17 protein-coding genes and 3 pseudogenes are annotated in these 23,240 nt (G+C 33.2%); 14 read left to right on the top strand and 6 right to left on the bottom strand.

What is annotated here, in order from left to right; translation table 11 throughout:
* Positions 1-316: 316 nt before the first annotated feature.
* From dapB to H0Z29_04745, 4 genes are all read left to right on the top strand, one after another.
* Positions 317-1,066 (top strand): 4-hydroxy-tetrahydrodipicolinate reductase, encoded by a 750-nt coding sequence (gene dapB / locus H0Z29_04760; protein MBO8130814.1) that lies wholly within the window; start codon positions 317-319, stop codon positions 1,064-1,066.
* Positions 1,067-1,079: 13 nt separating this feature from the next.
* Positions 1,080-1,970, top strand: coding sequence for a 4-hydroxy-tetrahydrodipicolinate synthase (locus tag H0Z29_04755; protein MBO8130813.1), 891 nt, complete (start codon positions 1,080-1,082; stop codon positions 1,968-1,970).
* Positions 1,970-2,800 carry a 2,3,4,5-tetrahydropyridine-2,6-dicarboxylate N-succinyltransferase gene (locus H0Z29_04750; GenBank protein MBO8130812.1) on the top strand — a complete coding sequence of 277 codons (831 nt, stop codon included), beginning with the start codon at positions 1,970-1,972 and terminating at the stop codon, positions 2,798-2,800. Before H0Z29_04755 ends, H0Z29_04750 begins: the two co-directional genes overlap by 1 nt.
* A 366-nt stretch (positions 2,801-3,166) precedes the next feature.
* Positions 3,167-4,027, top strand: coding sequence for an ABC transporter ATP-binding protein (locus H0Z29_04745; GenBank protein ID MBO8130811.1), 861 nt, complete (start codon positions 3,167-3,169; stop codon positions 4,025-4,027).
* A 237-nt stretch (positions 4,028-4,264) separates the two neighbouring features.
* On the opposite strand, the gene H0Z29_04740 is transcribed toward H0Z29_04745, so the two are convergent.
* Positions 4,265-4,432, bottom strand: a complete 168-nt coding sequence (locus H0Z29_04740; GenBank protein MBO8130810.1) for a hypothetical protein — start codon at positions 4,430-4,432, stop codon at positions 4,265-4,267.
* A 346-nt stretch (positions 4,433-4,778) separates the two neighbouring features.
* On the opposite strand from H0Z29_04740, the gene H0Z29_04735 reads away from it, so the two are divergent.
* From H0Z29_04735 to H0Z29_04695, 9 genes and pseudogenes are all read left to right on the top strand, one after another.
* Positions 4,779-5,159 (top strand): GntR family transcriptional regulator, encoded by a 381-nt coding sequence (locus H0Z29_04735; GenBank protein ID MBO8130809.1) that lies wholly within the window; start codon positions 4,779-4,781, stop codon positions 5,157-5,159.
* Positions 5,156-5,884 (top strand): DUF2807 domain-containing protein, encoded by a 729-nt coding sequence (locus tag H0Z29_04730; protein MBO8130808.1) that lies wholly within the window; start codon positions 5,156-5,158, stop codon positions 5,882-5,884. Before H0Z29_04735 ends, H0Z29_04730 begins: the two co-directional genes overlap by 4 nt.
* Positions 5,885-6,240: 356 nt before the next feature.
* A pseudogene (locus H0Z29_04725) lies at positions 6,241-9,492 on the top strand (helicase).
* Positions 9,489-9,782, top strand: a complete 294-nt coding sequence (locus tag H0Z29_04720) for a nucleotidyltransferase family protein (protein ID MBO8130807.1) — start codon at positions 9,489-9,491, stop codon at positions 9,780-9,782. The pseudogene H0Z29_04725 and the gene H0Z29_04720 overlap by 4 nt, the downstream one beginning before the upstream one ends.
* Positions 9,779-10,129: pseudogene (locus tag H0Z29_04715) on the top strand (DUF86 domain-containing protein). Before H0Z29_04720 ends, H0Z29_04715 begins: the two are co-directional and overlap by 4 nt.
* A pseudogene (locus H0Z29_04710) lies at positions 10,122-13,723 on the top strand (Eco57I restriction-modification methylase domain-containing protein). The pseudogenes H0Z29_04715 and H0Z29_04710 overlap by 8 nt, the downstream one beginning before the upstream one ends.
* Positions 13,710-14,108: a hypothetical protein gene (locus H0Z29_04705; protein MBO8130806.1), complete on the top strand. Its 399-nt coding sequence runs from the start codon at positions 13,710-13,712 to the stop codon at positions 14,106-14,108. Before H0Z29_04710 ends, H0Z29_04705 begins: the two are co-directional and overlap by 14 nt.
* Before the next feature lie 155 nt (positions 14,109-14,263).
* Positions 14,264-15,037, top strand: coding sequence for a hypothetical protein (locus tag H0Z29_04700; protein MBO8130805.1), 774 nt, complete (start codon positions 14,264-14,266; stop codon positions 15,035-15,037).
* Positions 15,038-15,212: 175 nt separating this feature from the next.
* Positions 15,213-15,563 (top strand): hypothetical protein, encoded by a 351-nt coding sequence (locus tag H0Z29_04695; protein MBO8130804.1) that lies wholly within the window; start codon positions 15,213-15,215, stop codon positions 15,561-15,563.
* A gap of 322 nt (positions 15,564-15,885) precedes the next feature.
* On the opposite strand, the gene H0Z29_04690 is transcribed toward H0Z29_04695, so the two are convergent.
* The 3 genes from H0Z29_04690 to H0Z29_04680 are packed head-to-tail and all read right to left on the bottom strand — an operon-like array spanning position 15,886 to position 20,743.
* Positions 15,886-18,279: a N,N'-diacetylchitobiose phosphorylase gene (locus H0Z29_04690; GenBank protein MBO8130803.1), complete on the bottom strand. Its 2,394-nt coding sequence runs from the start codon at positions 18,277-18,279 to the stop codon at positions 15,886-15,888.
* Positions 18,280-18,302: 23 nt separating this feature from the next.
* Complete coding sequence (locus H0Z29_04685; GenBank protein MBO8130802.1) at positions 18,303-19,307, bottom strand: glycoside hydrolase family 130 protein; 1,005 nt, start codon at positions 19,305-19,307, stop codon at positions 18,303-18,305.
* Between the two features lie 38 nt (positions 19,308-19,345).
* Positions 19,346-20,743, bottom strand: a complete 1,398-nt coding sequence (locus H0Z29_04680; GenBank protein ID MBO8130801.1) for an MFS transporter — start codon at positions 20,741-20,743, stop codon at positions 19,346-19,348.
* A gap of 342 nt (positions 20,744-21,085) precedes the next feature.
* On the opposite strand from H0Z29_04680, the gene H0Z29_04675 reads away from it, so the two are divergent.
* Positions 21,086-21,343 (top strand): 30S ribosomal protein S20, encoded by a 258-nt coding sequence (locus H0Z29_04675; GenBank protein MBO8130800.1) that lies wholly within the window; start codon positions 21,086-21,088, stop codon positions 21,341-21,343.
* A 59-nt stretch (positions 21,344-21,402) separates the two neighbouring features.
* Here the strand turns inward: H0Z29_04675 and guaB are convergent, their stop codons facing one another.
* Both guaB and H0Z29_04665 read right to left on the bottom strand, forming a co-directional pair.
* On the bottom strand, positions 21,403-22,866 hold the full coding sequence (gene guaB, locus H0Z29_04670; protein ID MBO8130799.1) for an IMP dehydrogenase: 1,464 nt from the start codon (positions 22,864-22,866) through the stop codon (positions 21,403-21,405).
* A 52-nt stretch (positions 22,867-22,918) separates the two neighbouring features.
* Positions 22,919-23,161, bottom strand: a complete 243-nt coding sequence (locus tag H0Z29_04665) for an aromatic amino acid lyase (GenBank protein ID MBO8130798.1) — start codon at positions 23,159-23,161, stop codon at positions 22,919-22,921.
* Positions 23,162-23,240 lie beyond the last annotated feature (79 nt).

The raw sequence follows: 23,240 nt of genomic DNA, 5'->3' as shown, positions 1-23,240 counted from the left end.
ATAGTTTTCATGCCAATACATCTATGGTAGAAGATAAGGACTATGTAAATAGTCCAACAGGAATAATTTATATACCCCTCAACGATACCACTTGAGAATTTCTTGAGACTGGTTAAACTCTGTGGTGTAAATTTTATAGAAAGAAAATACTTGATAAAAATAGCATAACAGCATATTTTTCAGGGGCAAAAAACGTTGCTATTATGAAAAGTTCAAGTGAAAATTCACAACCATACATGTATTATCAGCTTTTTAGTAATGTTTCCTCTTTTTCTAATAAAATAATTAAAACAATAAATAATCAGGAGATAAAATTATGAACATCGCTATCATTGGCTTTGGCAAAATGGGAAGAACAATAAAATCTATTGCTCCAAAATTTAACCATAATGTTGTCGCTACTATAGACCCTATTTCTAATGAAGCTGATTTCAACGAGATAAACGAAAAAACAGTGAGCAATGCCGATATATGTATAGAATTTACCACACCATCTGTTGTTCTTGATAATATTCAAAAACTTACAAAACTAAAGAAAAATATAATTGTCGGTACAACAGGCTGGTATGATAAAATTGACGAAGTAAAAAAAATGGTTGAAGAGAGTGGCATAAAAATGATATACGCTCCTAATTTTGCTATTGGTGTAAATATTTTCTTTTTTGTTACTCGCTATCTTGCACGGATAATGAACAACTTCCCTTCCTATGACGCATCAATAGTAGAATTTCACCACAACCAAAAGAAGGATATCCCATCAGGGACTGCTATCAAAATGGGAGAAATTATTATCAATGAACTGGATAGAAAAAAGGCTATAAACTCAAATCTTACCAGTAAAATTTCAGAAAATGAACTCCATATCGCTGGTGTAAGATGCGGTCATATTTTTGGCGAACATAGTGTGATATTTGACTCTCCATATGACACTATAATTCTAAACCACAGAGCAAAATCCAGGGAAATATTCGCCGGAGGCGTCTTCTTTGCTATTGAAAAAATGGATAAAATAGAAGGGATGGTCTCTTTCTATGATTTAATCAAAAAGGAGATTATTAAGGAATAAAAGGGGGATAAAAATGAATTTAAAGGGCACATATACTGCACTGATAACACCATTTAAAAATGGTGAAGTTGATTATGAAGGACTAAAAAAATTAATAAACTACATTATCAATGGAGGAGTTGATGGGATACTACTGCTTGGTACCACAGCTGAAACACCCACTCTATCATCATACGAAAAGGAAAAAATCATTGAAATAGGAATAGAAACAGTAAATAAACGAGTTCCTGTAATGGTAGGTACTGGAAGTTACTCAACAAAGGTAACTATAGAAAATACCAAAATGGCAAAGGAAAAAGGTGCAGACCTTGTTCTTATTGTTACACCATATTATAATAAACCGACACAGGAAGGCATCTACCATCACTTCAAGGCAGTTGTAGAAGAAGTCGATATACAAGTTGTGGTTTATAATATTCCCGGTCGCACCGGCCGAAATATCGAAGTTGATACGATGGCAAGACTCTCCGAACTACCAAATATAATCGGTGTAAAGGAAGCATCCGGTAACATAGATCAGATAATGAGAACTTACGCTGATATTTCTGCCAAGAAAGATTTCTCCATAATGAGTGGCGATGATAATTTAACATTTCCGATAATGGCTCTTGGAGGTGTGGGCGTTATATCTGTTGCAAGCAACCTCATCCCCGATCGAGTATGTAAAATGGTAAATGCAATGCTTGAAAATAAATTAAAAGAGGCAAGAAAAATTCACTATGAGCTATTACCCTTCTTCAAAGGTATATTTATTGAAACCAATCCAGCACCCATCAAAGAGGCAATGAATATGTGTAATCTGCCTGCTGGAGAAGTGAGACTACCGCTTGTCCCATTAAAACCCGAAAACAAAGAAAAGCTCAAAAATATTCTTATCTCCACCGGAATACTTAAGGAGGCATAATGGATTTAAGGAATAAAATAGAGGAATTATCGGAAAAGAAATTAGAAACTGAGGAAGAACGAAAAGAGGCAGTATCTGTCTACAACGAATTTATCGAACTACTGGATGAAGGAAAAATTAGAATAGCAGAAAAAAAAGAAGATGAATGGATAATTTATCCATGGGTAAAAAAGGGGATACTTCTTGGGTTTAAAATTGGTAAGATAGAAAAAATTAAGATTGGTGAATGGATATTTTATGACAAAAATACATTACCAATAAAGGAAATCGATTCTTCAAAAAACATAAGAGTTGTTCCTGGGGGCACAACAGTAAGAAAAGGAGCATATATAGGGAATAATGTAATAATAATGCCTCCTTCATATATAAATATTGGCGCTTACGTTGATGATGGTACTATGGTTGATTCTCAGGTATTAATAGGCAGCTGTGCACAAATTGGCAAAAATTGTCATATAAGTGCAGGGGTTATAATAGGTGGTGTACTTGAGCCGATCGGTTCATATCCTGTGATTGTAGAAGATAATGTCTTCATTGGCGGAAATTGCGGAGTTTACGAAGGAACATTAATAAAAAAAGGGGCAATCCTTGGGTCAGGCACAACTATAACCGCATCAACCAAAATCTACGATCTTGTCAATAATCAGATAATTGAGCCTGATGAGAAGAGCAGAATAGTTGTTCCGGAAATGGCTGTCGTAGTCCCTGGCTCAAGGTCATTAGATAAAACGGTAAAAGGGACAAATATAAGTCTATATACACCCGTTATCATCAAGTATAGAGAGCCAAATGATACAAAAATAAAACTGGAAGATTTATTAAGGGATTGATTTAACAATTAAAAATGCTCTATAATTTTTATTAAACTCTCCATTTATAGTCACCCTAATCAGTTAAAGAATAAAAAAAAGATTTAAAATTATTAAACCGAATTGAATAAAAATCCCGCAAAATGGTGATACCAGATAACTGCGAGTAATAGATAAGCAGTCCGCTGTAACAAGGGGGAAAAGGTAAGAATATCGAGAGGGATCATTTCTTTTACAGGTTGTTACTGGAAAAGGCAAATCAATCATATATGGAAAAAGAGAGATTGAATTAGATATAAAAAAATTGTAAAAAATACTTGACAAACATAAAAATCCTGCATACATTCTTAGTGTTATATTACACTAATACAGTAATATGGAGGAAAAATGATCGAAATTAATAAACTTTCATTTGGATATAGGAAAAAAGAAAAACTGTTCCATGAGTTATCATTAAATCTCACACCTGGCAGAATATATGGATTACTTGGTAAAAATGGTGCTGGAAAAACTACATTGCTGAAAATTATGTGTGGATTACTTTTTCCACAGAACGGGGAATGTAAAATATTCAAGTATCAATCGGACAAAAGACTGCCTGAAATGCTAAAAGAAATATTTTTCTTACCTGAGGAATTTTATCTGCCACCTATAACACCAAGGGAATTCGTAAACGCCTATTCTCCATTCTACGATAAATTCAATAAAAACCAACTCTACGAATACATCAGTAATTTCGATATACCAGCCAACTCAAAGCTTACATCCATCTCTTACGGTCAGAAGAAAAAATTTATCCTTTCCTTTGGGCTTGCAACAAATTGCAAAATACTACTTCTTGATGAACCAACTAACGGTCTCGATATACCTTCAAAATCTCAATTCAGAAAAACTATAGCTTCTGCAATAACTGATGATAAAATAATTATTATTTCAACACATCAGGTTAGAGATACAGAAAATCTGATAGACTCAATTATAATACTTGATGACGGCAAAATAATTTTTAAACAGGATATGGATACAATTCTCAAAAAATTAACAGTAAAGCTAACCTCCGATTTGAAATCCGATAAAGATATAATTCACTATGAAAAGACAATCGGCGGATTTGCTATCCTTCTCCCGAATAAAGGTGATCAGGATGCAAAAATCGATCTGGAAATCCTTTTTAACGCTATTATTAACAATAAAGAAAAATTCCATCAACTTTTTCACGAGGAGGCAACAATATATGAGAACCAATAGTTACTTTAATTTTAATCGTCTATATCACCTTATAAGAAACGAGTTGATAACGCAATATAGAACTTTACTCATCGCCACAGGAGCAATATTTGGAGTGCTGCTTTTTTTGAATATTATCACTATTAACGCAAGCAGGACATGGGATTTTCACAAAACCTTCTACCTTATTGTACTTTTCTTCGGCGGATATACCTACACAGCCTCTGTTTTTAAAGAACTGCACCAGTATCCAAAAAACTACGCCTTTCTTACTTTACCAGCATCAATCTTCGAAAAATTTCTGACAAAATTTCTAACCTCTTCCATAGGATTCATAATAGTATCTGTCATAACATACTTTTTATTTTCCATAATAGCCTCTATTGTAACCAGACTAATCTTTGGATCAAATTTCCCAATTTTCAATCCCTTTCAAAATAATATCATAACATCAATAAAAGTATATTTAATTACCCAGTCCGTTTTTCTTTTCGGTTCTGTCTATTTTAAAAGTCATAATTTATTAAAGACACTTTTAGCACTATTTCTAATATCAATTGTATTATCTTTTTATTCCGTTTTGCTCACTCGAATTTTATTCATATGGACTTATGAAAATAACATAATTTTCCCACCTATCGAATTTGATATTCATACTTTTGAATCTCTTGGAAACCAGCTGGCACAAATATTCAGCTTTATTTTTCACTTCTTACTGGCACCTTTTTTCTGGGTTTTAACATATCTGAGACTGAAAGAGACGGAGGTATAGGTGGAATTTAGAGAAGATAGAGCAATATATTTACAAATTGCTGATTATATTCTCGATAATATTATCCTAAAAAACTGGAAACCGGGAGACAAAATACCATCCGTTCGAGAAATGGCGGTAAATATCGAAGTTAATCCAAATACTGTTATGAGAACATATAATTATCTGCAGGATAAAGGTGTCATATTCAATAAAAGAGGAATAGGATATTTTGTAAGCGAAGATGCCTATGAACTTTCTATAAAGTTAAAAAAAGAAGATTTTATAAAACTACAGCTTCCTGTTTTATTCAAAAACATGGAGATGCTGAATATAACTTTTAAAGATTTAGAAAAATTGTACGATAGTTATAAAAACAAAACTGAAGAGGAGTTAGGATGAAGTTAACAAATAAAATATTACTTGCAACTTTTGGATTGATTTTAATAGCAATATTTATTCTATTAATAATTATCAGAATTCAAATAAAAGATGAGTTTTCTATCATTGACGGCAATGGAATATCACATATAATCTTGAGTAACAAAGAATTGCATTTAGCAAATTTTAAAAGTATTAGGATATTGATCCCTTCCTCTGTAAGCGTAATAAATTCTAAAAACAACAGCATTGATATTTCAGGTTCAGAAACTGAACTAAATAACTTAAAAATAAATATTTCAGATAATAATCTTGTCATAAGTTCAAAAAAGAATATTTTAGATTTCAAGGAAAAATTGTTCATAAAACTATCTTTATCACATATTGAAAAAATAGAAGTATCTTGTCCATCGTGCATCAATATCAAAAACTTTTCACTAAAAAGCCTTGAAATTCTCATCGGCGAAGCAGGTAAAATAAAAGGAACCAATAATTACATTAAAAACCTGAAAATAACCTCAAAAATAGCAGGAAATATAGATTTTAAAAATTGCCATATCGTTAATGCTGTCTTGAATCTAAATGGCAAAAATCGAGTCGAAATTAACATGGCAGGTGGAGTTCTCAGAGGACATGTAGACGGCTCCTCTATCATAACATATTATGGAAATATAAAAGAACATAAATTAGTTTCATTAGGATTGGTTTATATAATTGACGGATCAAACAGGTTAAAAAAGACCTGACGGAATTATAAAAACAAAATAGGAATCTTATTCAGGCTGATACCCACCAGTCAAAATTTAAAAATGTTTGATTTTTATTTGGTAATTATGTATAATAATTAACAATGATTAATTTTAAGATGAAAATTTCTATAAGAAAAGCTAATTATTTATGAAAAGGGGGGAATCCCAAGCTTCAGAAATCTTAATAGTAAAACAGCAGGATCCCTATCTACAGATGAATGATCATACTATTTATTGAATTACCAAAAGTAGGAAAATTCTGCTATGAAAACTGGGACGTAGTTGAGATTTAAGAAAGACCTAATTGATAAATGGACCGAGAAAAAACAACATAATATTAAAAAGGAATCGAAATGGAAAAGATACTTACTGAAGAGCAAATAAATGCAATAAATACTTTAGATTTAACTTTCATTGTAAACGAACCGAATAAAACCTTAAAAGATAGGTTTGAACAATTAATAAAATATGCCAGATTTTTTGATTGTTTAGTTGCTTATTTCTATGTAAGTGGATTTTATAATTTGTATAGGGCATTGGAAAAAACAGAAAGAATAAGGATTCTTATTGGGATTGGAACAACAAGAAAAACTTACAATTTGATAAAAACTGCTCAAGGTAAGTCTCAGCAATCATTTCAATTATCTTATACTGAGACAAAGCAAAAAATAGAGAATACGATAATAGAAGAAATGGAAGATTCAGAAGACAGCCAATATATCGAAGAAGGAGTTAAAAAATTTATTGAATGGATAAAAACAGGTAAACTACAAATAAGAGCCTACCCTTCTCAAAATATTCATGCAAAATTATATATTATAACCTTTAGAGAAGGAGACAGAGATGTTGGAAGAGTTGTTACAGGATCAAGCAATTTTACTCAATCAGGTTTAGAGGATAATCTCGAGTTCAATGTAGAGCTAAAAAATCGTTCCGATTATGAATTTGCTAAAAAAAGATTTGAAGAGTTGTGGAAAAACGCTGTTGATGTTACAGATAGATACATCCAAACAGTAACAGAAAAGACCTGGCTTAATCCCAATATTTCTTCCTATGAACTTTATCTCAAGTTTCTGTATGAATATTTTAAAGATGAACTAAGCAGAACAGATGAAATTTTCATGAAATATTTACCCTCTGATTTTAAAAGATTTGAGTATCAGGAACAAGCAGTTTTAAATGCCAAAAAGATACTGGAAGAGTATGGAGGAGTTTTTATTTCTGATGTTGTAGGACTTGGAAAAACTTACGTCTCTGCTATGCTGACAGGGCAACTCGATGGAAGAACACTTGTTGTTGCACCTCCATCCCTTCTCAACCCAAACAACCCTGGTTCATGGCGAAATGTTTTCTCTGATTTTCGTATTCCTGCAGATTTTGTTTCAACTGGTAAACTCGATAAAGCAAAAAAATTGATAAAGTATAGAGAATATAGGAATATCATAATAGATGAAGCACACCGCTTCAGGACAGAAACTACGGTTAGTTACGAAGATATCGCTGAAATATGTCGTGGCAAAAGAGTTATTTTAGTTTCTGCCACTCCTTATAATAATTCCCCAAAAGACATTCTTACTCAGATAAAGCTCTTCCAGAATCCAAAGAGAAGTACTATTCCAGGAGCCACTAATCTTGAACAGTTTTTTGCAAGGCTTGAGAGAAGGTTAAAAAAAGTTAACCGTCAGAAAGATTATGATAAGTTTCTTGAAATAACCAAAGCAAATTCAAAAGAAATACGAGAAAGAGTTTTAAAATATTTAATGGTCAGAAGGACGAGGACAGAAATTGAAAAATACTTTACAGGGGATTTAAAGAGAAATAATGTTAAATTTCCCGAGATAGAAGACCCAAAACCATTTTATTATCAGTTGAATGATGAAGAAGATAAAATCTTTATGGAAACAATCCAATTAATAACCCAGGATTTTAATTATGCCCGTTATACTCCTTTACTCTATCTGAAGAAAAGAATTTCACAACTTGAGGAACAGTCTCAGAAAAATATGGGCGGATTTATGAAAGTTCTACTTGTAAAACGATTAGAGAGTAGCTTTTATGCCTTTAAAAAGACCATTGATAGATTTACTTATTCTTACCAGAAATTTATTGAAGAATACAAAAAAGGTAATGTTTATGTAAGCAAACAGTACATAAATAAAATTTTCGAACTTTTAGAACAAGGAGATGATGAAAGCGTTCAGAGATTGATCGATGAAGGAAAAGCTGAAAGGTATGATAGCAAAGATTTTAGAGAAGAATTTAAAGATGCACTTGAGAAGGACCTCGAAATTCTTAAAAAAATAATATTAATATGGGAGAACATAAAAAGGGATCCTAAATTGGAAACACTACTAAAAAACTTAAAAGAACATCCACTTCTTAGAAATAACAAACTAATTATATTTACAGAGTCAAAAGAAACTGCAGAGTATCTCACCCAAAATGTTGGAGAAATAGCTCTGCTTTTCCACGGCAATTCTCCAGAAGAGGTTCGTGACAAGGTAATAGAAAACTTTGATGCAAGAGCAAGAAATAAAAAAGATGATTATAAAATACTGATTTCGACAGAAGTTCTATCTGAAGGTGTAAATCTTCATCGGGCAAACGTTGTAATAAACTATGATATCCCCTGGAATCCTACACGCTTAATGCAAAGAGTAGGTAGAATTAACCGTATTGATACTCCTTTTGATAAAATTTATACATTTAACTTCTTCCCTACAAAACAGGCAGATAATGAAATAGAATTAACCAATATTGCTCGTTCAAAAATAGAAGCCTTTTTAACATTGCTTGGTGGTGATGCATCAATTTTAACTGAAGGAGAACCTGTCTCTTCTCACGAGCTTTTTGATAGATTACTTTCTAAAAAAACAATTACACAAGAAGAGACAGAGGAAAGTGAACTCAAATACTTAAGAGTTATAGAGGATATTCGTGATAAAAATCCAGAACTCTTTGAAAAAATAAAACGACTTCCTAAAAAAGCACGTTCTGCAAAGGTTTTTAATCAATCTTTGAAAGATTTTGCCCAGCCTAATGCCCTCCTTACATTCTTTAGAAAAGGGAAACTGATGAAATTCTTTTTATCAGATAAAAAAACAAAAGAACCTATTGAACTTGACTTTCTTAATGCAGCAAAAATTCTTGAAAGTTCAATAAATGAACAGAGGAAAAAACTCCCATTAGAAGATTACTATGAGTTACTTAATAAAAATAAAACAGCATTTTTCAATGCCACTGTTGAAGAAGTTATTGAAACCCGCCGTAAAGGTGGAACTGATAGTGCAACTAAATTATTTAAAATTTTAAAAGTGGTGCAGAAAAATAGTAAAAAATTAACAGAAGACCAGGAAGAATACCTCAGAAAAGTTATAGAGCAACTTGAAAAAGGTGCTTTACCAAAAAAGACAGTCCAAAGAGCACTAAAAGCAGTTCAAAAACTTAAAGTTGAAGAGATAAAAAATCCATTAAAAGTAATTGCAGTGTTATAAAAAGAAATTTCTTTTCGCTTTCTTGAAAGTCATTATGCAGAGTTTTCAGGAAATATAGAAGGGAAAAGAGAAGTTATATTATCAATGTATCTCACAGAAGGAGAGAGATGAAAAAAATTGAAGAAATAAAAAAGACATTGATAAAACTTAAACCTTTCTTGAAAGAAAAATATAAGGTCAAAGAAATCGGCATTTTTGGTTCTTATGTAAAAAATAAACAGAAAAAAAGAAGTGACCTTGATATACTGGTAGAATTTGATGAAGTTCCGTCTTTAATTGAATTCATTGAGATGGAAAATTTTCTTTCAGACAAACTTAAAATAAAGGTTGACCTTGTTATAAAAAGGGCTTTAAAACCTCATATCGGTAAAGTAATACTGAAAGAGGTAATCTATTTATGAAACGAAAAATTACTGATTATTTGGTAGACATATAAACTGAATGTAATTACCTTCTAAAAGAAAGCGAAAATCTGGACTATGAGTCTTTTATAAACAATGAACATCTAAAAAGAGCGTTTGTAAGAAGCCTTGAAATCATTGGAGAGGCATCTAAAAAGATTCCCAAATCTATTAAAGAAAAATATCCTCAAATTAAATGGAGAGAAGTAGCAGGGATGAGAGATAAATTAATTCACGAATACTTTGGTATTATCTATGAAGTTGTGTGGAAGACAGTTAAAAAAGAAATATCAGTATTAAAAGAAACGGTTGAAGAAATTTTAAAAGATTACAAAAAAAATGAATAGGGAATTAGCAAAACGAATTGTAATTGAAACATTTGAAAGCGAATTCAATAAGGATAAATTTATTATATTCTTAAAAAATCTCCTTAAAGATTACGAAGAAAAGACATTTATATATAGAGGCAATTATATTCCGGATGCATTTGAGCAATATATAAACTCATTTGAAAGAATAGGTAAATACACAGATGGAGAGAATGAAATTGATTTATTAATTGTAAAACTTAAAAGAGAGACATCTTTAACTCGTGCAAGGACTGCTCAAAGAAATTTTATCGCTTGGTATCTTAAAGGAAGCAGAGGAGTGAAATGGAAAGACGCTGCACTTGTCGCTTTTGTTTCTCCTGATTCAGAAGATTGGCGCTTTTCACTTGTCAAAATAGATTATAAGATTGAAGAAACTCCTACTGGCAAAATAAAAGTAAAAGAAGAATTTACACCAACAAAAAGATGGTCATTTCTTGTAGGCAGAAACGAAAAAAGCCATACCGCACAAAGTAGATTTGTCCCCCTTCTTGAGAGAGATGAAAAACCAACACTTGAGGAACTTGAGGAAGCTTTTAATGTTGAGGTTGTTACAAAAGAATTTTTTGAAAAGTATCGTGATCTTCTTATCCTCACAGTAGATGCCCTGGATAATATAATTAAACACAACCGAGCAGTTAGGGAAGATTTTGAATCGAAAAATATTAATACCGTTGAGTTTGCCAAAAAGCTCTTGGGTCAGATTGTATTTTTGTATTTCTTACAGAAAAAAGGATGGTTTGGTGTTTCTCAGGATAAAAAATGGGGAGAAGGCGATAAAAATTTCATAAGAGATTTATTTGAAAAATGTAAAAAAGAAAAGAAAAACTTTTTTAACAATTACCTCGAACTCCTTTTCTACAATACCCTTAATAATCCAAGAAGTGATCAACTCGATCCAACATGGTCTAAAGATTTCAATTGTAAGATTCCCTTCTTAAATGGCGGACTTTTTGAACCAATTGGTGGTTATGACTGGGTACATACAGATATACTCCTTCCAGATGAACTTTTTTCCAATAGCCACAGAACCCCGGAAGGCGATATTGGAGATGGTATTCTTGATGTATTTGACCGTTTCAATTTTACAGTTAAAGAAGACGAACCCCTTGAAAAAGAAGTCGCCATTGACCCGGAACTTCTCGGTAAATTATATGAAAAATTCAATGCCATAAGGCCTGATAATTTTTGTGAATATAAAAAAGCTCTGGCAAGCGGTAAAAAGAGTTTGGAGAAGCGATTCAATAAAAAATTTGGGGTTTATTACACTCCGAGAGAAATTGTTCACTATATGTGCCAGCAGAGTTTGATTTATTATTTAGAGAGTAGCACAGGCATTCCTGCCTGTGATGATATTCACATTACCCGTCGCAATTTACCTCACTGGACCAAAACTGGTGCTATTTACTGGATTACTTTTAGACTTTCAGATTCTTTGCCCCAGGAAAAAATTGAAACATGGAAAAAGGAATACAAAATATGGGAAAAGTCTCATCCAAAACCGTGGACAGAGCAAGAATGGCAAGAATACAATGAAAAATTTGGGAAACGTTTTGAAAAGTGGATTGATGCGGGATATGGTTCATGTATTCTAGCTCGGGATGACGTAAGAGAAAAGTTAAAAGAATGTATAATGAAATTTGATGGAGAACGATTGAGAGTTCACTCTGCTGTTATTATGCCAAACCATGTTCATATTCTTCTTGAACCTATTTCAGGATATTCGCTTTCTGAATTACTTAAAGGAATAAAAGGAACAAGTGCCCGAGAGATTAACAAACTCTTAGGAACTACAGGTAAGAAAATCTGGATGGAAGAATCTTATGACCATATTGTACGGAGTGAAGCACAATATCTTTATTTTCTCAAATATATAATGTCCAATCCAGCTAAGGCAAATTTATCTGCGGACAAATTTTGGCTATATCAAAGTAACACAGGAATTTCTGCCTGTGAAGGTAGAAATGATAATACGCTAAAAGGAACACAGACAAGAATGTCTGTGCTACGATCCGCTTACAATTTCAAGCGAGAGTGCATAGAAAACTCTATCTACGGCGTAGATATTGACGCGGGAGCTTGCGAGGTTGCCAAACTCCGCCTTTGGCTCTCTCTTATAGTGGATGAAGAAGACATAAAAAAGATTAAACCCCTGCCTAATCTGGATTATAAGATTGTATGTGGCAACTCTCTTTTAGGCATAGAAAAGGATTTATTTAATAACGAACTATTTAACCAACTTGAAAAATTAAAACCACTTTATTTCAACGAAACTAATCCAACAAAGAAGCAGGAATATAAAAGTAAGATTGAAGAATTAATAAGTAAGATTACGAAGGGACGCAAGGAATTTGATTTTGAAGTATATTTCTCTGAAGTATTCCACGAAAAAGGTGGATTTGATTGGTGATTGCAAATCCACCGTATGTCGACTATAGGGATATTTCAAAAAATATTATTAAAGCAGTATCTCATTATAAAACGAATATAAAATCGAAAAGGCCTAACCTTTACATGTACTTTATAGAAAGAGGATTTTATTTACTGAAACATAAAGGTATTTTTGTATTTATTAATCCCAATCATTTCCTATCTATAAACTCAGGCTTGGGACTAAGAAAGTTTATATTAGAAAACACAACGATTAAATTTATTATAGATGTTTCATATATCAAGGTTTTTCAAGAAGTTGCGACGTATCCAATGATCTGGTTGTTTGTGAAAAATAATGAATCTAATTATGAAATTAAAATCAACGCTTGCAATCATTTAGATAAACTTGGCGATACAACTTTTTCTGTAACTAAAAACGAGATTTTGAATGAATCCTCTTTACTAATACCAATTAACCAAGACTATAAACTAATAAGGAAAATCGAGAACGGAAACATTAAGTTGGGATCTGTCTGTAATATGATCTTGGGTACTTCCCAAAGTGGTTATGGTAAGAAGAAAATTAACAAGTCCCAATATCTTAAACTTGAAGATAAGCAGAAAAAACGATATAAACCTATTTTGCAAACTAGTGATATCAAAAAGTACTATATAGATTGGCAGGGAGAATATATACCTTACAACATATATTCAGACAGTGTAATATCGGTTTTTGAACAAAAAGATAAAATAGTTATTGCCCGTGTTACACGGAGACTTCAATGTGCAATTGATAGTGAACAAAGATTTATCGGGAAAGCTACAATACTTTTTGATTGTAAAATTAACATGCTTTATATTCTCGGTATTCTTAATTCAAAATTAATTAATTATTGGTACAGTAAAAAATTTGAAACGGTTCATATGGCTAGTGGTTATTTAAGATTTGATATTCCTTATTTAAAAGAAATCCCAATACCATCAATATCATCACAAAGCCATCATACCATTAAGCAGATTGAAACCCTTGTCGACAAAATCCTCTCCCGCACCCAATCCGAAGACTATCTTGAAAATCCACAAAAACAGGCAAAAGTAAAACAATACCAACGCCAAATTGATCAGTTGGTTTACAAACTTTACGAGTTGACAGATGAAGAAATAAAGATTGTGGAAAGAGAAGTCTATGTCAAAAAGTGAAGATTTATGGGAAATAACTAATAGAATACCTGAAGACGGTCCTCGGGTAGAATATTATATTGAAAAACAAAAAAATGTTTTATTTGATGAAGCAATGATCAAAATTAAAGAATTTAGAAGCAACATCATCTCCAAAAAACCAATCCCGGAAGAAGAATTAGGATTAGAATCTCTTTCAATAGTAATGATCGATTATGATTATAACGGCGAATATTTTGATATGGACGATAAATGGTTTGCTTCTGATTTAGAGAAAAATAATTATGAGATCGGATTTCCTGTAGAGAAACTAACGGATAGAATGATGATAATTTATATGGATGTTTTTGGGAATGAGAGGAAGGAGATAAAGGGAAGGAAGGATTTTAAAAGCAAAAGGGCATAAATATGGCTACTACTATATCACAAGCATTTAGCGAATTTAAAAGCAGATTAGAGTTGAGCGAAAGTTTTCAGAAAAAAATCACAACCCATCACAATGCTATTAGATCATGAATTGAAAATCATGATCCTTCGATAAAAACAAAGTTAATCGGTTCTTTGCAGAGAAAGACAAGAATTCAACCTCGTTCAAATGATACATTTGACATTGATATTTTAGTCATCCTTGGGAGTTTTGCACGATGGGTAGATGTTGGCGGTATAACACCAAAAGATGGTTTAGACAAAGTTGAAGATATAATTTCAGAACACGAAACTTATGATAAGATGGGACCAGAAACAGATAGTCCTACCATTATTATCAACTATGCCAATAATACCAAAGTCGAGCTTGTACCTGCTTATATTGATAATATAGGAGAATATGCTGATGGAACTCCAGCTTTTCCTAAAGGTAGAGGTTATTGGATACCTAAAAGGAATAGATGGATCCTTGCCGATTACGACTATGATGCTGAATATATTTCAAAAAAGAACGAAGAAACAGATAGATATTTAATTCCTACAATAAAAATGTTAAAAGCTGCTAAAAGAAATTTGTTTCCTGAGATGAAATCCTACCACCTTGAGGTTTTGGCTGTAAATGTTATTCCTACCATTGTATCTTATTTGAAGAATAAGATATACCCGATTCCCTCTCCGCTTTTATTATGTGGTTTCTTTTGTATTGCAAAAGATGAAGTTTTGAAATCTTTAAAAATCCCGGGAAGTAAGTCTTCTAATGCTGATAATTATTCCATTGACAAAAACAGTTTGGCAGAAATATTTGGAAAAATATGCAATTATTGCAATTCTCTTATCAAATTTGATGGTAGAGAAGCTATTGAAGGATGGAGAGAATTATTTGGAGAACCTTTTCCTGCTTATGGATAATACCATGGAAAATTTCAAAAGCAACAAAAAAATAGAAAATTTAGTTAATGAATGTAGACGGATAGAAGAAGACTCAACTTATACTGCTGAGGCGCATTATTTATTTGCAGCCAGTTTATGGAAAAAATCTTTTTGGTTTAAGTTTATACCTGTCATTATTACATGAGTATCTGCTTTGGCTTTACTTTTAGGTAGTCCCAATTGGGTAAGCTGGATTACTCTAATATCGTCTATAATCGCAATTACAAACATAATTTTAGAACCAGAAAGTAAAGCAAGAGAACATGAATTTGCTGCAAAAAGTTTTACTGTTTTGAAACATGATGCAAGATCTTTATATGAAAGTTTCAAAGATTTTATAGATGGAAAAGATTTTTATTATGAAGTGAAACGCATAAGAGAAAAATATAACTGGCTTGTTCAAACTACTCCTCCTACTGATGAGAAAAGTTTTGAAAAAGCAAGAGAAAGAATAAAAAAAGAAATTCATAAACCAGATTTTAAAAAGGCACATAACCATGCCTGAAATATTTACCATAAAAGCAAGTGATTTGGTTTTTAATAATTTCTTTGAAGTATTGAGAAGAGGTGAACTTTCTGGGTTTAAATCAAAACTGGATGCAGAGTCAGAAAAAGAATAATCTTCCCTCCATCTCGATTTAATAAAAGCAATTCTTCAACTTTTGGAAAGCCTATAAATGGTAACCATATCCAATTGGACATAGTCTTTAAATTGTTTTACTGTTAGAATTTTTTTGATATACGTTGTTGGGTAAAATTACTTGAAAGGTTTGATTATAATTTAATTCTGGACACTTTACTGAATTCAAATTTCGATTTAAAACTAATCACCCCATCTCAGCCAGCACAACATTTTCTTCCTTCATTATTTCTATAGGTATCATATTCGAAGATAGCTTTTCTCCATTAACCACCAACCTTTTTATCCCTCTCTCAATACCTTTATGATTATCTATAGTAATCTCGAATTTTTTACCTCTAAAGTTTCTTTTTATTTTTATCTCCTTCCAGTGGGATGGTATACATGGATCAATAATCAGACCATAGTAGTCAGGTCTGATACCCAAGATATATTGAGAAATTGCGTAATATGTCCAGCTTGCCGATCCTGTTAACCATGGAATCCTTCCTGCGCCAAATCTCGGGCTATATTTGCTATGTGTAAACTGACAATGAACATATGGTTCAACCTCTCTAACTTCTGCTTTTGAATTAAAATAAGCAGGTAAAAAGGCTCTAAGGTATTCATATGCCTCGTTACCATTTCCAAGAATTGCTGCCGATATTACAGCCCAACCCTGGGTATGATTAAAAATTGAGGCATTCTCCTTCATACCTTTATTAAACAGAACAGCCTTAATAATTTTATGATCTGTCTTTACATAAGGCGGATCAAGTATCAAAAATCCATATTCAGTAAAAAGTTCTTTCCTTATAATATTTAATAATTTTTCAGCTCTTTTCCCTGTTGCATGACCACTTAAAATCGCCCATGTCTGAGGATTTAACCATATTTTACCCTCGTCATTTTCTTTTGAGCCAAATTTCATTCCATCATATCTATAAGCTCTTATATACCAATCTCCATCCCAGGCATATTTTTCAATGCATTCATCCAATTCCTTTAGATGCTTCCTTGCCCAATTGACTTCCTCATTCTTTTTTAAAAGTTCACATATTTCTATATAAGTTTTTAATGCATATCGGAGCTGCATTGCAACAAATACGGTTTCCCCATCATGTCCCAGTTCCAGACAGTCATTCCAATCGGCAAAAAGACCACAGGGTAAGCCGTGTGCACCCCTTCTTTGTAAATTAAATTCAATAGCCTTCCTCATATGACCAAGCACTGTATCATGACCTTTATCCGCATAGGGTAGCACTTTCTCATAAAATTTTATATCTCCTGTCTCTTTTACATATGCTGGAATTGTAACAAAAAGCCATATACAATCATCGGAACGATATTCTTCTTCCCGGGGAGGCTTCTCTTGGCCAGGTTTATGTGTAAATTGATTAACCACTGGAATAGCACCACCGGTGGAAACTTGACCTGTTATCATTAATTCAAGTCTTTGCCCTGCCTCATCGGGAATCAGATGAAGTACTCCAAGCACATCCTGTACTGTATCCCTATAACCCAAACCATCTCTTTCACCACTGTAAACAATACTGGCGGACCTACTCCACGCATAAGTTATCATACAATTATAAGGATTCCATACATTGACCATACTGTTAAACTCTTTATCGGGAGTCTCAACTTTAAGGTTTTCAATTCTGTTATGCCAGTACTCTTTCAATTTATTAAATTCATCATGCAATTTATTAACAGAATTATAATTGAATATCGTTCTCTTCCCTTCGGTTTCCGCTTTACCTATACCCATTAATACTGCAAATTCTCTTTCTTCTCCAGGTTCAAATTCAATGTCCACCTGTAAGACACCACAGCTATTATCACCAACTGCTATCGAATTCTCACATTCACCTTTCTCAACAACAGAAGGATTATTATAGCTTCGATAAGGACCAACGAATACCTCTCTATCAGTATCATATCCGGTAACTTTCTCACCGACTAGACCAAGCCATGTATGTCTATTCCCATCATGACTATCAAAATCTCCAGTACTATCAGGAAGGAATACATTAATTCCATGGTCAATCATACCGTCTACGTACTTCATGCAAACAATATGTTGTGTATACTGTAAATTTATCCAATCCTGCAATATGTACCAGTTATTAGAATATTCCACAAAAGTGAAAATTCTAAGCTTTCTCCTTTTTCTATCATTATTTCTTATCTTTAACATCCAGACTTCAAATATTTTATCCAGTGGCACAAAATAGGTCGACACGGTTTTTATCCCATCGTATTCTGATTCAATAATTGTATAAGCAGTACCGTGTCTACAGGCTGATCTATACTTTTCAAGTGGCTTTCCAACAGGCTGCCAGGAAGCTGACCAGTAATCATCCGTCTCAACATCTCGAATATAAAAATATCTCCCTGGTTGATCCATTGGAACTGTATTAGCTCTAAAACGAATAAACCTTCCTCTGGCAGATGATTTATAAAAACTGTATCCACCAGCATTATTAGTTATTATAGCACCATATTCAGTCGTCCCAAGATAATTACACCAGGATCTTGGAGTATCGGGTCTGGTTATAACATACTCTTTACTCTTATCATCAAAATATCCATATTGCATATCCATCCCCCTTAGATAACAATCTATAATTCTGGTATTGGTTTTAACGGATGAGCTTTAATATATTCAATTATTTCCTCTACATAGGCAAAAGCAACAGCCACATATGTATCAGCTGCTCCATAATAAATAGCTATCCTTCCCGTTTCTGAGTCACAAACAGCAGCACATGGGAAAGTAACGTTAGGCACAAATCCAACCGTCTCATAAATTTCTTTGGGCGTCAATAAATAATCTTCACAATCAACTATCACCTTCGACGGATCATCCAGATCTAATAAAGCGGCACCAATGCTATAAATAAAACCGCTACATGACTGGCAAACACCATGATATATTAAGAGCCAGCCTTCACTTGTTTCTATTGGAGTTGGACCTGCTCCTATTTTGACGTTTTTCCACCACGAATGACTAGGCGACATTACCAATCTATGTCGCCCCCAATGAATTAAATCAGGACTGTAGCTTATAAATATATCTCCAAACGGTGTATGTCCTCTATCACTTGGTCTATTTAACATAGCATAATAGCCATTTAACTTTTTTGGGAAAAGTACTCCATTTCTATTATATGGTAAAAAGGCATTTTCATACTGAATAAAGGTTTTAAAATCCTTTGTCTTTGCAACCCCAATCGTTGGACCATAATAGTAGTTGCACCATGTAATAAAATACTCACCATCTATCTCTACCAATCGTGGATCATAAGCATAAAGGATTGGACTCGCGGGGGACCCATCTTCTTTTACAAACTCAATCTCCTTTCCCTCTATTTCCCAATTCAAACCATCCTTACTTCTTCCCAGATGTAGCTTAGGATATCCGTTTTTATGCTCAGCTCTAAAAACACCTATAAACTCTCCATTATAATGAATCACAGCACTATTAAAAATTCTATCAGCCGTTTTTATAAAATTTCTCCCGATTATAGGATTCTTACTGTATCTCCACATTATATCAAAACAGTCAGATGGTTTATCTTCCCATGGAATATTTGGTAAAGCCTTACCAATAATTTTTATTCCCATACTAACTCCCCCTTTACAATTAAATTTTATTTACCCTTTTATTCTTTCTCCCTTCTTCCAGCAAGATCTTTTACAATACGATCAACCTTCTTTTCATCCAGTGGATACATAAGAGAGATTGCGATAGCTATAATTCCAAGTCCAGCAGGTATCAGACTAAATAACAATTTTATTCCCCTTATGCTCTGAGCTGTTTGCTCAACATTTGGTTGAAATCCCACTGATGCCATAAGTTGTAATGCTATAAATGCTCCAAGTGCCCATCCCATCTTTTGCGACATAGTCGAAGCAGAGAAAACAAGTCCTGTTGCTCTTCTTCCATGTTTCCACTCTGAATAATCAGCCGTATCCGCGTACATAGCCCATAAGAGCACGCTTAAAGGACCACCTGTTAGTGAGCCAATTATCTGAAGTAAAAAGATTATGATTATTTGTTCAGGTTTTAACACATAGAAGAAGGCTGTACTAATAATCGCAATAACAAAAAGCGTAACAAACGCCCTTTTTTTACCTAACCACTTAGCCACATAGTTTATCAACAAAGCACCGACAAGTGAAGAAATCTGTCCTATACCATTAAAGACTGAGACGACGTCATCAAACCTATAAAATTTCTTCCCTACAAAAGGCAGAGAGAACTCTCTCGAACCAACCACATATTTAAAATAATACACTGTCACACTGCTGCGAACAGCAACGAAAAGAATAAATGTTATTGTGGTTACAAGTAAGATTAACCACGGTACATTAGTGATAAGTTCATGTAAATCCTTTTTTACAGATGATTTTTGTGATTTTGGTGGCTTAACCCTTTCCCTGGTATTAAAAAAAGCTATAAGAAAAAATACGACAGCAGCAATCCCATATATAACAAAGGATAATTGCCATCCCTTTGCATCATTTCCCTTACCCAATGCTCTCACCATCGGAAGTAAAGTAAAAGAAACAATTGTCCCAGCTAAAAATGCAAAGATAAATTTTATTGATGAAACAGAAGTCCTCTCAAGAGAATTCGGAGAAATAACTCCAAGCAGGGCAGTATATGGAATGTTAATTGCAGTATATAACATCATTAATAGGTTGAAAGTAATAAATGCATATATAATCTTGCCCGTCATCCCAAACCCAGGAACTGTAAAGGTCAATACTCCAACTACCGCAAATGGAGCGCATAACCATAGCAGAAACGGTCTAAACTTCCCCCATCGAGTATTTGTTCTATCAGCAATCATACCCATAATAGGGTCATTAATACCGTCCCAGACTCTGCTAAAAAGAAACAGGTATGAGGCAATAGTGGCAGGAATTACGAAAACATCGGTATAATAGTAGGTTATATACAACATAAATGTCTGCCAGTACAGGACGGATGCAAGATCACCAAAGGCATAGCTAATCTTCTCCTTTAATGAAATCTTTCCATTCAATTCACTCATATTGCAAATCCCCCTAATTATTAACTATTCTAATTTCCATATCTATTGTCAGTATGACAAAAAATTCTTTAATGATATAATCCACCACCAACAAAAATTTTAGTATATTCGAAAAATCTCATTTATAAGGTGATAGATTATAAATATATAATTAATAATTTTCAAGAATAATTATCAGGATAACATATGCCAAAATTGCAATATTTAAGTTTTCGTATTTTTATTAATATCATAATAGAATGAGTGTAAGGGAAAATTTACAATATATCCAAATTTTTAATTTGAATATCAGTTTATAATTAAATAAATTTCCAGACCTTTTTGATATTTAGGGTGGAGAATATGGCTAAGAAGAGTAAATCAGTTTTAAAAAGAGTAAGGCAAGCAGAAAAGAGAAGGTTAAGAAATAAACATTATAAATCATTGATTAAAACAATGATAAAAAAGGTAAAATCTGCTCAAACAAAAGAAGAAGCAGAGGAGCTTTATAAAAAAGCTGTTTCAGTTATTGATAAAGTCGCTTCAAAAGGTATTATCCATAAAAATAACGCCGCTCGCAAAAAATCAAGACTTGCCAAATACCTAGCAAAACTCCAATAACCTTTTATATTTAAATTCCTGAATTCTTAATTCTCAATTCTGCATTCTACATTGAAGAACTATCTATCTTTCCGATAATTTGGAGCTTCTTTTGTAATCTTTATATTGTGCGGGTGACTTTCCTCAACGGATGCCTGAGTAACCCTTATAAACTTTGATTTTCCTTGAAATTCTTTAATATTTCTGGCACCACAATATCCCATAGCGGACCGCAATCCGCCAACCAGCTGGTGTATTAAATCTTTAACAGGACCTCGATAAGGGACCATTCCCTCTATCCCTTCAGGAACAAGTTTCGATGCTTCCTGCCCCTCCTGAAAATATCTATCTTTACTACCTTCATTCATTGCAGATATCGAGCCCATACCACGGTAAGATTTGTAAACCCTGCCCTCATAAAGAATTGTCTCCCCAGGACTCTCATCTGTTCCTGCCAATAGACTACCAAGCATCACTGACTCAGCACCAGCAGCTATGGCTTTCGCAATATCACCAGAGTATCTAATCCCTCCATCAGCTATTATCGGAACACTCTCTCTCGAAGCTTCTTCATAACATTCCATAATAGCTGTCAATTGTGGAATACCAACTCCAGATACTACTCTTGTGGTACAGCTTGCACCAGGCCCTATGCCAACCTTCACAGCATCAACCCCTGCATCAATCAACGCTCTGGTACCTTCTCTTGTTGCTACATTTCCAGCTATTAGTTGAACATCAGGTAATCTTTTCTTTATTTCTGAGGCAAGGTTTAATACACCTTTTGAATGTCCATGTGCTGTATCTATAACGATTACATCGATTCCAGCTTCAATCAATCTCTCCGCTCGCAAAATTGAATCCTTTGATACTCCAATTGCTGCACCCACCATCAGCCTTCCTATTTCATCCTTCAAAGCATGAGGGAATTCCTTTTTCTTCATAATATCTTTAACAGTAATAAGTCCTTTCAATCTACCCTTATTATCCACTATTAGCAATTTTTCTATTTTATGTTTTTGAAGAATCTTCTCAGCTTCCTCAAGAGTTGTACCCTCAGGTGCTGTTATAAGATTTTCCTTCGTCATTCTTTCTCTTATGGGAACAGATAGGTCTGTCTCAAATCTTATATCTCTGATAGTTAGAATACCAACAAGCTGGTCATTATCTACAATCGGGATCCCAGATATCGAATATTTTCTCATAACAGACAAAGCTTCACTGATTGTTTTATCAGAACTTAAAGTTATCGGTTTAATTATCATAGAGCTTTCTGCTCTTTTTACTTTTAATATTTCCTCAACCTGATTTTCAATTGACATATTTCTATGGAGAATACCAATTCCACCCTCCCTTGCAATAGCTATAGCCATATCACTTCCCGTAACAGTATCCATTGCAGCACTGAGTATAGGAATATTCATTCTCAGTTTTCTTGTTAAACGAGTTCTGACATCGGTATCTTTTGGCAAAACACTTGACTTTTGTGGCACGAGTAATACATCATCAAAAGTCAAACCTTCACCGATAATTTTATTACTCATTTCCCTCTCCCTTTTCTACTATTGATTTTATGTTTTCCATAAACTCTTTATTTCAAAAAGTCTTATCATATGAAGTAAAATCTTCATCTTTCATACTCACATTACTTAACTTATCAAAACCGGTATTGACTCCATAGATTGCCTTACCGCTTTTTATCTGCTTTAATATTATTTCTCTTAGTTTTTCAACCCTATTTATCGAATCTTCAGAAATCATTACTATTAATTTTTTATAATAGAATCTTCTTAAATCATTCAGGACTAAACTATTTCCATCGATAACCAGTTGATCCATATTAGAAATTTCCTATATAACTCAATTAACATATTCTAACTTACCGAGATTACTTAAAATATTAAAGATAAATATTCTT

This window comes from Candidatus Neomarinimicrobiota bacterium, from assembly GCA_017656425.1.
Classification (GTDB): Bacteria; Fidelibacterota; UBA2242; order UBA2242; family B5-G15; genus JACDNV01.
Note: the sequence above shows the minus strand (reverse complement) of the source record. Positions and strands in the feature narration are given on the sequence as shown.

What these genes read in the sequence shown, in the direction of transcription:
- guaB (MBO8130799.1), bottom strand. Translation starts at nt 22,866, where the DNA reads ATGAGTAATAAAATTATCGGTGAAGGTTTGACTTTTGATGATGTATTA.
- H0Z29_04665 (MBO8130798.1), bottom strand. Translation starts at nt 23,161, where the DNA reads ATGGATCAACTGGTTATCGATGGAAATAGTTTAGTCCTGAATGATTTA.
- H0Z29_04745 (MBO8130811.1), top strand. Translation starts at nt 3,167, where the DNA reads ATGATCGAAATTAATAAACTTTCATTTGGATATAGGAAAAAAGAAAAA.
- H0Z29_04730 (MBO8130808.1), top strand. Translation starts at nt 5,156, where the DNA reads ATGAAGTTAACAAATAAAATATTACTTGCAACTTTTGGATTGATTTTA.
- H0Z29_04720 (MBO8130807.1), top strand. Translation starts at nt 9,489, where the DNA reads ATGAAAAAAATTGAAGAAATAAAAAAGACATTGATAAAACTTAAACCT.
- H0Z29_04680 (MBO8130801.1), bottom strand. Translation starts at nt 20,743, where the DNA reads ATGAGTGAATTGAATGGAAAGATTTCATTAAAGGAGAAGATTAGCTAT.
- H0Z29_04705 (MBO8130806.1), top strand. Translation starts at nt 13,710, where the DNA reads ATGTCAAAAAGTGAAGATTTATGGGAAATAACTAATAGAATACCTGAA.
- H0Z29_04685 (MBO8130802.1), bottom strand. Translation starts at nt 19,307, where the DNA reads ATGGGAATAAAAATTATTGGTAAGGCTTTACCAAATATTCCATGGGAA.
- H0Z29_04675 (MBO8130800.1), top strand. Translation starts at nt 21,086, where the DNA reads ATGGCTAAGAAGAGTAAATCAGTTTTAAAAAGAGTAAGGCAAGCAGAA.
- dapB (MBO8130814.1), top strand. Translation starts at nt 317, where the DNA reads ATGAACATCGCTATCATTGGCTTTGGCAAAATGGGAAGAACAATAAAA.
- H0Z29_04690 (MBO8130803.1), bottom strand. Translation starts at nt 18,279, where the DNA reads ATGCAATATGGATATTTTGATGATAAGAGTAAAGAGTATGTTATAACC.
- H0Z29_04750 (MBO8130812.1), top strand. Translation starts at nt 1,970, where the DNA reads ATGGATTTAAGGAATAAAATAGAGGAATTATCGGAAAAGAAATTAGAA.
- H0Z29_04755 (MBO8130813.1), top strand. Translation starts at nt 1,080, where the DNA reads ATGAATTTAAAGGGCACATATACTGCACTGATAACACCATTTAAAAAT.